Genomic DNA, 12357 nt, shown 5'->3' with positions numbered 1-12357 from the left:
TAAATATGGGTGAGCATGTATTATTAAAAAATAAAAAAGCATATTTTAATTATGAAATATTAGATACTTGAGAAGTGGGAATAGTTTTAACTGGTCCAGAAATTAAATCAATTAGAAATAAAGATGTGTCTATTGAGGAATCCTTTATTCTTATTAGAAAAGGTCAAGTCGAAATTTTAAATATGAATATAAAAAATTATGAATTTGCAAATCACATTAAACAAGATCCATCTAGGAATAGAATTTTGCTTATGCATAAAAGTGAAATAAAAAAAATTATAAAGAGAGTTCAATTAGAGAACCTTACTCTAATTCCTTTAAAATTATATTTGAAAGATAACTTGGCAAAAATAGAGATAGCTTTAGGTAAGGGAAAAAAAGAAATTGATAAAAGAGAAACAATTAAAAAAAGAGATATTGAAAGAAGGTTAAGTAAAATAAAGTAGAATTTTTTTCTACTCATAAAATATTTTATTAAATTTTAATAAATGTTATAATGAAATCGTTATAAAAAGGAAAAACAAAATGAGACAAGCAGCATATATTTGTTCAATTATAAGTACAGTATTAGTATCGTTTTTGCTAATACCATTAATTTGAATGATTCCAATGACAATAGCTACTAAAAAAAGTATTGGTGATAACCAGCCGCATATCGCTTTAGGAATTTGTAGTATATTTTTTATGGGATTATTAGGGTTGGTATCTGGTATATTAATCTTAATTCCTGAAGAACAATAGTTTATTAAATCTTATATTAATTTATAAGATTTTTTTTATTTTTATATAAAAAAAAATCTCCTTATATAAACTTTTGATTTTTAGTCATATCTATATTTAGAGAATTATATTTAATCTTCAAATTTTAATCAGTTTTAAATATCTTTATTTTCTTCTGTTAAATTATTTTCATTTTCCTTTTTGTATTTACTATACTCTACACAAATCATAATACCACTTGCAAGCATTAAACCAGCGGGCACTATATTTAAAAAACCATAGTTACTTGTCAATAATGATAATAGTGATAAACCTGATACAACTATTTCCATTATTCCTGCTGCAAATACTCTTTTTTTGTTCTTTGACTTTAAAAATACTAAAATTATAATGTATAAAATCAGTGAAATTGATACTGGAACAATTAGTAATATAATTGAAACTATATAAAATAATGATTCTGATTCTTGTTGTACTATTGGAGTAGTGCTTATTATGGCAATACTTGCTAATACTGTTACTAGGGCGCTAAAAACCATTGATATTATAGTTCCCGCTATACCTAAACTTTTTGATGTTTTAGTCATTTTTTTTCCTCCTCTTAAATAATAGTTGATTTTTAGGATAAAGCAACTTATTTATAAAAAATTTAATAGCCCTAAAATTTGTATGAATAATGTTTTATAATATAAATATGGGGGTGTCCCGGTTTCGACAGGATATGGCTGACTCATAACTGCAGTGGTTTGGTAGACCTTAATACTACTAGGTTTGATAAAATGCAAACGAAGAAAAAAATGAATTTGAAATGCCAGCATTTATGATCAATAATGCATCAGCTGGAGTTGCTTTAGCAGCTTAATAAACTTTTAAAGTTTATAGTATTTCAACGTTATGAAGTGTGTTTGTGCTTCATTGATTAACGTATTACCTAGCACAATAGAACAAATGATTCTAATAATAAATTTGTTTGAAAATAATTATTAGCGCTAGAAATTTAAATCTTGTTGACTCTGTTGGTTTTTAGTGTAAGTTAGAGACAACTAAACTGTAGATGTTATGGGTTGGAGTATTTTGGACGCGGGTTCGATTCCCGCCATCTCCACCATTTTTTTATGCTTAATTGTTTTGTAAGAAAGGAATGTAATTTTATGGATATTATAAGTGTTTTAATTACATGTCTCTCTTATACAGCAATTATTGCTTTTTGTTATACTTTAGTTTGAGGTTTAACAAGACATCTATTTAAGAAAATAGAAATATATTATGAAATACTTTTAGGTTTTATTTTAGGTTTTGTTTCAACATTTTCTCTTATTATAATTTCAATTCTTGGAATTAACACTGGTAATTTAGGAATAACAATTTTGCTACCAACTTTTTTATATTGAGTTGCTATAGTTTTTATTTCACCATTTAGTGGTATTGGAATTTTGACTTGTAACATTTTAAACTTAGCAGTTTTTTCTTCACTTTTTAGTAATTACTTTGGTAAACCTACTGGGGCTTGAAATATAACAATGCTAACGTTGGCTTACATAATTCCTGTTGTAAATTACTTAATATCAAGATTTTGAATTAATGTTTCAAATTGGTCAAATTGGTCAATAACAACAATTAGCATACTTATAGTTGGCTTAATTTGAGCCTTAGCTACAATTAAAAATTCACAAGCGCTTGATAATTTAACAAACTTACTTTTTTGATTAGGAAGTGGTTATTTGGCCTATGCATATATTGCTGTTATCAATCAAATATATTTGCATGCTTTAAAACTTCAAAATATTGTAGTATATGATAATACTTATTATTTGAACTTTACATCAGCCCATCAACAAATATCAAATAAGATTCAAGAACATAAATATAAGTATGGATTATATGTAACATATTTTATTTCAAATTTTGAAAAGTTTGAAGCAAAAGTAAATGGAAGTATAAGAGAGGAAGTTGTAAATTCAATTTCAGAGGAAAGTTATACTTTATTGCAAAAACAATTTCCTAATGCAATATTCTTTAAACCAAATTATAAAACATTTGCAACATTTATTCCATTTGAAATTAAAGATGAATTTAGTGAAAAAAATAATTTGGAGTTAAAAAAAATTAAAGAGATTTTTTCTAAGGTCAATACCTCATTTATAATTTCCAATTATAAGATTAGTGTAAAATTAAAATCTATTTGCTCTTTCTATGGACTGCATTCAAATAATTTAGATACTTTATTAGAATATAATTTACATGTTGAAAAAGATTTGTTACTTAAATATCAAGATGAAAATATAGTTGTTAATCCGATGGAAATAATAAAAGAGAAAAATCAAAATAAGAAAATGTTGTCTCTAAATGAAATTGCAAATTTAAATCAGTTTGTAACTCTATTTGAACCAATTTATTCGACTGATAAAAATGACTTTGAGTATTATTTTTTAAACGGTCTTATAGGTGGTATGGATATAAATGCAGATGAATTTTCTCAAAAAAGTCAATTGATAATGGATATGGGTTTATCATCTTTATTTTTGAGATATATCTCACTTCATTCATTAAAAAAAATGGCTAAGCAAAATGATAAAATAAAGAATAAGAAATTTTTTACAAATTATGACAGTGATTATTTATCTGATAAGGATTTTGATTCAGATGAGTTTATTTTAAAATTAAAAAATCTTAAAATAAACTTATTTAAATTAGTGCTTAATTTTGATATAAATAAAGAAGTAGATGATAAAAAAGAGTTAGAGAAAAATATTGAAAGACTTAAAAAACACGGGATCCAAATATCAATAAGTAATTTTGGTTCTCTTAAAACAGACTTTACTCTATTAAATTCTTACAAGCCTAATTTTATTGTTCTAGAAAATGAAATAGCAAAAAAAATAAATTTTGTAAAGGAAAATGAAAATATAGTAATTGAAAGTTTGAAAATAGCAAAAAAATTAGAGGCAAAATTAGTAGCTTCATCAGTAAATAGCTACTTAATTTATAAACATCTTAAACAGTTGGGAGTTAAATTATTTACTGGTGAATTAATTGGAAGTTCAATAGAACCAAGAGAAAATATATCAGATGAGTTAAAATATTTATTAAATAAATAAGAAATAAGAGGGAATAATATGTTGGAAAGAGAAGAACAGTTAAAGACGTTAAGTGAAGAAATTGAAAAAGCGATTCAAGCAAATGATATTAAAGAATTAAGAAAATTAGAGGAAAATCATTATCCACAAGATATTGCTGAGGCTCTTGAAAAATTAGATGAAAAAATAATAATTGTTGCATTAAGATTATTCACAAATGATACAAGTAGTGAAATATTTCCTCATCTTGATACAGATATTCAAGAAGAAATAATTAACAAAATGTCTTCAAAACAAGTTAGTCAGTTATTCTCAGAATTATATACAGATGATATTGTAGATATATTAGAGGAGATGCCTTCAAATATTGTAAAGAAGATTCTAAGAGCTTCAACTGCGGAAGCTAGGGCTCAAATAAATAGTATTTTAAAATATAACGATGATACTGCTGGAAGTATTATGAGTGTTGATTATACTAGATTTAAAATTAATTGAACTGTTACAGAAGCAATTGAAAAAATTAGAGAAAGAGATGAAGAGTCAGAAGATCATAATACATTTTATGTAGTCGATGATTTAAATAATTTAAAGGGAATTGTTGAATTAAAGGATTTAGTTTTTTCAAAAGGAGAATCACTATTATCTGAAGTAATGGATGAAAGAGTTATATTTGCTTATACAAAAGATGATCAAGAAAGCGTTATAGAGCTATTTAAAAAATATGATATTACAACTCTTCCAGTTATTAATGTTCAACAAAAACTTGTAGGGATTGTTACTGTGGATGATGTTTTGGATGTGATTGAAGAAGAAGTAACTGAAGATATCCATAAAATGGCTGGTATAAGTCCAACAGACGATGAATATTTTAAGACAAGTATTTGAAAAATGGTTAAGTCTAGAAGTGTTTGATTATTGCTATTAATGATTTCTGCTACGTTTTCACAAATTATAATCTCAACTTTTATAAAAATTTATCACTCTAAAAGTGAAACCACTATCTCAGACCCAAGTTACATTATTATGATGTTATTAACTCCTTTGTTAACTGTAATTTCTGGAACTACAGGTAATGCTGGAAGTCAATCTTCAACGATGATTGTAAGGGCATTATCTTTAAAAGAGGTTGAAACCAAAGATTATGCAAGAGTAATGTGGAAAGAATTTAGAGTAGCTATCATTACAGGCTTAATACTTGTTTTAGTAAATTTTATAAGAATGGTAATTATCTACTCAATTGAGTTTAAAGGCAATTTAAAGGATCCTAGAATATGATATACAATTGCTACACTTTCAATTGCTATGTATCTATCGTTAATAATGGCAAAATTAATTGGAGGAACACTTCCAATAATTGCTAAAAAACTGAAATTAGATCCTGCATTGATGGCAGCTCCGTTATTAACAACTTTAGTAGATGCTCTTTCAACTGCATTATTTTTCTCAATAGGTTTAATTTTCTTTGCAAGTTATATTTAAGGAGTTTATATGAGATTAAGAAATAAAAATTGAACAAAAGATTTTATTGAACAAAACTTAAAGTTCTTAATAACTACAGAAGAGAAAATTAATCCAATAAATTTTTTTCTAAAAAGACAAGATACATTTTTAGAAATAGGTTGTGGAAAGGGTCAATTTGTCGTTAATCAAGCAATTCAAAACTCTAATAAAAATTTTATTGCTATGGAAAAAGAAAGTACTGTAATAGGAGTTGCTTTAAAAAAGGCGCTTAACAAAGAAAATTTTAATTTAAATAATTTACTGTTCTTAAATAATTTTGCTGAAAATTTATTGGATATTTTTGAAGCCAACTCTTTAAAAGGTATATTTTTAAATTTTTCAGATCCTTGACCAAAAGCAAAGCATTATAAAAAAAGATTAACTTATGTAACTTTCCTAGAAATTTATTGAGAGTTATTAGAAAATAATGGAGTTATTGAAATTAAAACAGATAATGATCAATTATATAATTTTAGTTTAGATCAGATTAGAGAATCTAAATTTAAAGTTCTTTATAAAACTAGTGATCTATACTCAAATAAATATTTATTGAAAGATAATATAGCAACTGAATATGAGCAAAAATTTCATTCTATTGGTAAAAAAATTAATAAAATTATAATTAAAAAAGAGGTCTAGTTTTTTTCTATAACCTCTTTTTTTGGTGGATTTTTAATAAATTCTAAATATGAATTTTTAAATTCTAAGTTTTGTGTAATTAAATATTTATTTATTTCAAAAAATAAATACAAATATATAAAATTTATAATAAAAAGAATAAAGTATATTCATCAAGATTCAGATGCTTTTTGAGTTCAACTTACTTTATCAATTATTGAACCACTGGTTAATTCAATAAAGAATGCCCCAATTGTAAAGATAATTGTAAAGATAGTTACAAATCTGGTCTTTAAAATTTTAATATCTTTTTCATTTGTCTCTAAGTTTGTTACAACTTCTATATTGTAAAATAAAGATATGGAAATTTTACTTAAGTTCGTCAATAAACATACTATATAAACTAATAAAAAATTAAGATTGATTTGACAAAATAAAGATATTTTTTTTCGTAATTCTAAACTACCTATGCTTAGAATTATAATTGAAGAAATAACCATGAAAGATAATGTCAATGATGCAAATCATAGGATTGGCTTTCTTAAGTCTTTTTTAATTATTTTAAAGTCCATTTTTTTCACCTTGTTATATTATATTTTATTATTAATAAAATTTGAAAATAATATAAATAAAATTCTTATTTTAAAACTATTCATTCTATAATAAAAGTGTAAATTAAATAACAGCTTTTATAAGTCGACATAAAGGGTTGATGTTTCTACAATGTACCAATACATTACCTAAAAGCAAATAAATTAAAGGAATTTTTAATTTACATATATAAAGTCCTTTTTATCAAAAATAATAGCAATAATTAGTTTACACAAATAAATAAATATAGGAGAAAAAACGAAGTGAAAAAATTACTTTCAGGATTAATGGCTGGAGTTGTTGTTTGCTCATCAACTTCTAGTCTAGTTTCGTGTAGTAAATTATCTGCAATATCAGAAATATATTTAGTAACAGATGCAGGTAAAATCTCTGATAAATCTTTTAATGAATCCACTTTTAAAGCAGGAAATGAGTTTCTTCAAGAAGTTCTTCAAAAAAAAGATTTAAAAATATCTAAAATTGAACCAGAAAATAGTAGTTCAAAGGTAATGAAAAATCAATATAGAAATGCCAGAAATAATGGGGCAAAAACTATTTTATTACCTGGCTTTCACCATGCAATGCCTGGGGAAGGTGAAAATTATGCACCAGAAGTAATGAGTGGTAAAGGTTCAACTATTTTCCTAGATGGAGAAAGCTCTGCAACAAATGAACTTGCATTTAGCTTTAGAGGAGATATTTCTGGCTTTTATGCAGGAATGAGTGCTATAATTTGAGGTCTCCAACAAGGAGATAAATACAAAGAAATCTCTCTTGGATCTTTTGGTGGAATATCAAATCCAAGAGCAGTAGATGCATTCATTGTTGGATATTTAGCCTCTATTGAGGTATTCAATGAACTAAAAAAAACTGATCAAGGTAAGGAAATATTTAAAACTGATTTTGATTTAAATGAAAAAGATTTAACAAAAAAAGTCAAAATGACTCAAAGTCAATTTCCTAATTCTCCATCAGATGCTAGTTGATATTCGAACTCATTTCAACAAGGAGATGGACTAGTTGTATCAAGTACTTTGATACAAAATGGAGCAAACTTTATAATGCCAGTTGCAGGACCACAAACTATAGATGTAGTTGGTCTTTCAAAACAAAAAGATGGAGGAGAAACTGTAAAAGTGATTGGTGTAGATACTAATCAAGCAGAAGCTTTTCCTCAGAATAAGGGAATATTCTTAACAAGTGCTGAAAAGGATCTTCAGAATGCTACTATAGTTGGTTTAGCACATACACCATATTGAATTAATGACGGTGTTGTTAAAAAAACAGCAGAGTATTTAAAAGATAAAATTAATTTAACTGAAAAAAATGAACAGGGAGAATTTGTTACAGTTGCGCTTGATGATAAAAAAGAATGAAGTAGTTCTCAATGAGAAGAAGGTAAAGTTGGAAAAACTCTTTGAGTTGGTGGTAATATGTCAGCTGGGGGTAGAAATTTAGCTACACCGGAATTGAAAGAAAAAATACTTTTAATTTTTGAACCTGATGTATTAACAAAAGCATCAATAGAATTATTTGAAACAATTGATAATAACAGTTTTGAAAAATCATTAATTAATGAAAAAACAATTAAGGCTTATGGAGATAAAATTCTAAATATTACTTTAGGAGGTACTTTCTAAATGATTAATTATGCAATTGAAATGGAAGATATATCAATGATTTTTAATAAAAAAGTTATTGCAAATGAAAATATTAATTTTAAAGTTGAAAAGGGAGAAATACATTGTTTAGTTGGTGAAAATGGTGCTGGTAAATCGACACTAATGTCAATTCTATTTGGGATATACCAACCTACAAAGGGCACTATAAAAATAAATGGTAAAGAAGAAATAATTACTTCTCCAATAAAGGCTACAAAATTAGGAATAGGAATGGTTCATCAGCATTTTAAAATGATTGATATTTTACCTGTTTGGAAAAATATAGCTTTAGGTGCTGAAGATGTAATAGGTTGAGAATTTATTAATAAAAAAACAGTTATTCAAAAAACAGTGGAATTAATGCATAAGTATAATTTAGAAGTAGATTTAAATAAAAAAGTTCAAAATATATCTGTAGGTATGAAACAAAGAGTTGAAATATTAAAAATTCTATATAGAGATGCAGATATTCTTGTTTTTGATGAGCCTACTGCTGTGTTAACTCCAACAGAGATTGATGGATTATTAGATGTTATGTTAGAGTTTAAAAAGATGGGTAAAACAATTATCTTTATAACTCATAAGTTTGCTGAAATAGAAAAAGTAGCTGATAAAGCAACTGTTATAAGAAAGGGAAAATATATTGGTACTTATGATGTTAAAAAAATAGGTATCAAAGATATTTCAAAAGCAATGGTTGGAAGATCACTTGTTGAAGTTAAAAATAATTCTACTTCTAAAATAGGTGAAACCGTAATTAAATTTGAAAATATTAATGTTAAAAAACATAGTAATAATAAAGTTATAGGTTTGAAAAATTTTAATTTAGAGTTAAAAGAGGGTGAAATAGTTGCCATTGCTGGTGTTGAAGGCAATGGACAAAATGAAATTGCTGCAGTACTTAGCGGTTTAACAAAGCCAGTAAGTGGAAAAATATTTTATAGAGGTGAAGATATTACAAAGTCATCAGTTTCAAAAAGATATTTAAAAAATAAAATGAGTTTTATTCCAGAAGATAGACATGAGCATGGTTTAGTCTTAGATGCAAATATTATAAATAACACAACCTTACAAGATATTTCAACTAGTAAGTATAGTAAATGGGGATTTGTAAATTTTGCAAAAGTACAAAATCATACTCAAAAAATAATAAAAGACTATGATGTAAGAAACTCAGACTCTGGTTTTAGAGTTGTAAGAGATCTATCTGGAGGTAATCAACAAAAAGTTATTATAGGTAGAGAACTTTCAAGAGAAAATGATTTTATAATTATTTTTCAACCTACAAGAGGATTAGATGTTGGTTCAATTGAATTTATACATCAACAAATATTAAAAGCAAAAGAGGATAGAAAAGCAATATTGTTAATCTCATATGAACTGTCAGAAGTAATGCAATTAGCAGATCAGATTGTTGTTCTTAATTCTGGAAATATCATTGGAAAGTTAAGTAAAAAAGAAGCGACTAAAGAAAAAATTGGTCAATTAATGACTTCTAATTTGGAAGGAGTTAGTGTAAATGTTTAAAATTAAACTATGAACTATGAAAGTAAAAACAGAGGCTTTTGTTAAATCACCAGGATTTGCAGAAAAACTGGGGTTTGTTAAGTCTTCAGTTATATCAATTTTACTTGGTCTTTTTGTGGGTGTATTATTTATATTTACTAATGGTGAAAATGGATTTGCTTTTTTAGGAACAGCGTTTGTAAGAGCATTATCAACAAATATTGAAAGAACATTAGTTTACTTTGGAGTATATATACTAATTGGATTAGGTTTAGCTCTGGGATTTAAATTAAAAATATTTAATATGGGTGGTTCAGGACAAATCCTATCAGGATTATTAATGTCATATATAATAATGAACTCAATTGGTAACGATACAAAAAATGCATTCTTAATTTTTATAATGTTTATAATTTCTGGAATGTTAATATCTGTAATTTGTGGGGCAATGAAAGTTTATTTAAATGTACATGAGGTTGCCTCTTCAATATTGCTTAATTGAATATTTTGATACTTATTAAAATGATATATGACAGTTTCAGAAACGCCTGCAGCATCTCCTTCATTAAATGAATCAATGGCTATGCTTGGTAATTCATTATGAGCATTATGTGTGATGTTAGCATTAATATCTGTTATTGTAGTCTATATTGTATTTACATTTACAACAACAGGTTATAAAGTTAAAGTAATTGGTAATTCACCAACTGCTGCAAAATATGCTGGTATTAAAAGTGAATATTACATCTTAATGGTTATGGCTATTCAAGGAGCACTAATAAGTATGGCTGGATTCTTCTATTACTTCTTAATTCAAGGTAGTATAACTTTTAATAAGGACTTAGTTCCTCAACTTGGTTTTGATGGTATTCCAATTGCTTTGGTTGCCTTTAACAATATTTTAGGTATTGTACCAATTGCATTATTTTGAGCAATTGTCAAAGAGGGAGCAGCAGTTGCAATAACAACACCAGGATTCAATAATTTACAACCAGAGGTTGCAGATTTAATTTTTGGTATTATAATTTATTGTTCAACACTTTATATTATATTTATTAAACTAAATTTGTGAACAAAAATAAAAGAGAAATTGTATCTTGAAAAAGATATAGTTACAAAAAATCAAATAGCAGTTTATAAATTGGAAATTAAAAATATAAAAAAATTAATTAAAGAAATTAAAAATTTGGAAGAATTGGTTAATATTAAGAAAGAAATTAATAATGTTTCTAAAGAAGATAAACAAAAACTTTCAGAGCTTTCTTATCAATATAATGAATTAAAGACTTTTTATAATAGAAAATATTTAAAAAATATTTCTGTTTTAAAAGAGTCAATTAATGATGCAATTCAAAATGGATATAAAAATTATGAATTAAATTCAATTAAGGGTTTAAATATTAATTTTCATAATAAAAAAACAAAAAGACAGTTTATAGCTCTTGATATAATAATTGCAAAAATAAGTCATTATGATAAAAAAGAAAAAGCAAATATCTCAAAAGAGTGTACAGAACTTATTGAGAATACAAAACATGATATAAAAATATTAAAGGAAAGTTATATTGCTTCAAAATTTGAAGCAAAAGCGTTCATAAAAGATTTAAAAATTAAATATAAAGAAAATTTGAAAGAAAATAAGGATACTGAAAAAATAAAAATAGAATATTTTGAAAGATTAGTGGAGGTGAAAGATAAATATGACAGACTTCATTAGTGCATTGTTTAGTGATACATCTACTTTCTTTGCAATATTTATGTTAGCAGCTATTGCTGGGATGTTTTCTGAAAGATCTGGAGTTGTAAATCTTGGAATTGAAGGATTTATGACAATGGGAGCTTTAGGATATAGTATATTTGGATATGTAGTTCATTCATCAGGTGCTGAAATAAGTCAATGATGACAATTAGTTGGATTACTTATTGGAGCTATGATGGGAGGACTATTATCATTACTCCATGCTTTTACGGCAATAAAATTAAAGGGAGATCAAATAATATCAGGTACTGCAATAAATATCTTGGCACAAGGAATTGCATTAGTTCTTGCAACTTCAACATTAACAGGGCCAGAAAACTATATTGCAACTAATTTTATGGTAATTGGAATTGGTTCAGGAATTAACATAATAATTACGCTATATCTTGTTATAGCTATAATTATTTCTCTTATTGTTGGATTTTATTTTACATTTACAAAAACAGGTACAAGACATATAGCTGCAGGTGAAAATCCTCATGCTCTAGATTCAGCTGGAATCTCAGTTACAAAATATAGAATAGTTTGTATACTAATTTCAGGCATGCTTGCTGGATTAGCCGGTGCTATATTTGTTGTATCAAGACTATTAGGTAGTTTTGCAGGATCAGTACAAGGGTATGGCTACATATCACTTGCTATTATGATTCTAGGGCAATGAAGAATTAGTATGATAGCATTATTCTCATTTGTATTTTCTTTAATGTTTGCATTCGGTACAAGACTTCCAGTAATAGAAAATGCCGGAGATTGAATGAAAACAAATGGTTCATTATTTAGAATATTACCATTTGTAATGTCATTAGTAATTATGATGATTTTTGCAAGAAGATCAAAACCACCAAAAGCAAATGGAATACCATTTGATAAAACGCAAAGATAAATTTATAAAAAAATTTCTATGGAAATTTTTTTTTATTTAGTT

Annotated in this window: 11 protein-coding genes and 1 other RNA gene; 10 read left to right on the top strand and 2 right to left on the bottom strand. The window is 26.1% G+C overall.

The annotated features are described in order from the left end of the window. Positions 1-5 precede the first annotated feature (5 nt). Together smpB and AAHM84_RS04210 are read left to right on the top strand one after the other, a co-directional pair. A complete protein-coding gene (gene smpB / locus AAHM84_RS04215; RefSeq protein ID WP_342258668.1) occupies positions 6-446 on the top strand; it encodes an SsrA-binding protein SmpB in 441 nt (146 codons plus the stop codon). 79 nt (positions 447-525) lie between these two features. Then, positions 526-741, top strand: coding sequence for a hypothetical protein (locus tag AAHM84_RS04210; protein WP_342258667.1), 216 nt, complete (start codon positions 526-528; stop codon positions 739-741). A gap of 134 nt (positions 742-875) precedes the next feature. On the opposite strand, the gene AAHM84_RS04205 is transcribed toward AAHM84_RS04210, so the two are convergent. Continuing rightward, positions 876-1307: a hypothetical protein gene (locus AAHM84_RS04205; RefSeq protein WP_342258666.1), complete on the bottom strand. Its 432-nt coding sequence runs from the start codon at positions 1305-1307 to the stop codon at positions 876-878. A gap of 109 nt (positions 1308-1416) precedes the next feature. Between AAHM84_RS04205 and ssrA the strand changes: the two genes are divergently transcribed. From ssrA to trmB, 4 genes are all read left to right on the top strand, one after another. Further along, positions 1417-1828, top strand: a transfer-messenger RNA (tmRNA) gene (gene ssrA, locus AAHM84_RS04200). A gap of 43 nt (positions 1829-1871) precedes the next feature. Next, positions 1872-3818 carry an EAL domain-containing protein gene (locus AAHM84_RS04195; RefSeq protein WP_342258665.1) on the top strand — a complete coding sequence of 649 codons (1947 nt, stop codon included), beginning with the start codon at positions 1872-1874 and terminating at the stop codon, positions 3816-3818. Positions 3819-3836: 18 nt separating this feature from the next. Next, complete coding sequence (gene mgtE, locus AAHM84_RS04190; RefSeq protein WP_342258664.1) at positions 3837-5276, top strand: magnesium transporter; 1440 nt, start codon at positions 3837-3839, stop codon at positions 5274-5276. A gap of 9 nt (positions 5277-5285) precedes the next feature. Further along, a complete protein-coding gene (gene trmB, locus AAHM84_RS04185; protein ID WP_342258663.1) occupies positions 5286-5936 on the top strand; it encodes a tRNA (guanosine(46)-N7)-methyltransferase TrmB in 651 nt (216 codons plus the stop codon). Here trmB and AAHM84_RS04180 read toward each other — a convergent pair. Further along, positions 5933-6487 carry a hypothetical protein gene (locus tag AAHM84_RS04180; RefSeq protein ID WP_342258662.1) on the bottom strand — a complete coding sequence of 185 codons (555 nt, stop codon included), beginning with the start codon at positions 6485-6487 and terminating at the stop codon, positions 5933-5935. The genes trmB and AAHM84_RS04180 overlap by 4 nt on opposite strands. Before the next feature lie 282 nt (positions 6488-6769). Between AAHM84_RS04180 and AAHM84_RS04175 the strand changes: the two genes are divergently transcribed. Genes AAHM84_RS04175 through AAHM84_RS04160 form a run of 4 tightly spaced genes read left to right on the top strand, consistent with a single transcriptional unit; the run spans position 6770 to position 12315 of the window. Continuing rightward, a complete protein-coding gene (locus AAHM84_RS04175) occupies positions 6770-8146 on the top strand; it encodes a hypothetical protein (RefSeq protein ID WP_342258661.1) in 1377 nt (458 codons plus the stop codon). Then, positions 8147-9694 carry an ABC transporter ATP-binding protein gene (locus AAHM84_RS04170; protein WP_342258660.1) on the top strand — a complete coding sequence of 516 codons (1548 nt, stop codon included), beginning with the start codon at positions 8147-8149 and terminating at the stop codon, positions 9692-9694. It abuts the gene before it with no gap. Continuing rightward, the gene (locus AAHM84_RS04165) at positions 9687-11390 is read left to right on the top strand and encodes an ABC transporter permease subunit (protein WP_342258659.1); all 1704 of its coding nucleotides are present in this window, start codon (positions 9687-9689) and stop codon (positions 11388-11390) included. Before AAHM84_RS04170 ends, AAHM84_RS04165 begins: the two co-directional genes overlap by 8 nt. Next, positions 11374-12315, top strand: a complete 942-nt coding sequence (locus AAHM84_RS04160; RefSeq protein WP_342258658.1) for an ABC transporter permease — start codon at positions 11374-11376, stop codon at positions 12313-12315. Before AAHM84_RS04165 ends, AAHM84_RS04160 begins: the two co-directional genes overlap by 17 nt. Positions 12316-12357: the final 42 nt, after the last annotated feature.

The sequence above is a fragment of the Spiroplasma endosymbiont of Dioctria linearis genome (assembly GCF_964030865.1).
Lineage (GTDB): Bacteria > Bacillota_I > Bacilli_A > Mycoplasmatales > Mycoplasmataceae > Spiroplasma_A.
Note: the sequence above shows the minus strand (reverse complement) of the source record. Positions and strands in the feature narration are given on the sequence as shown.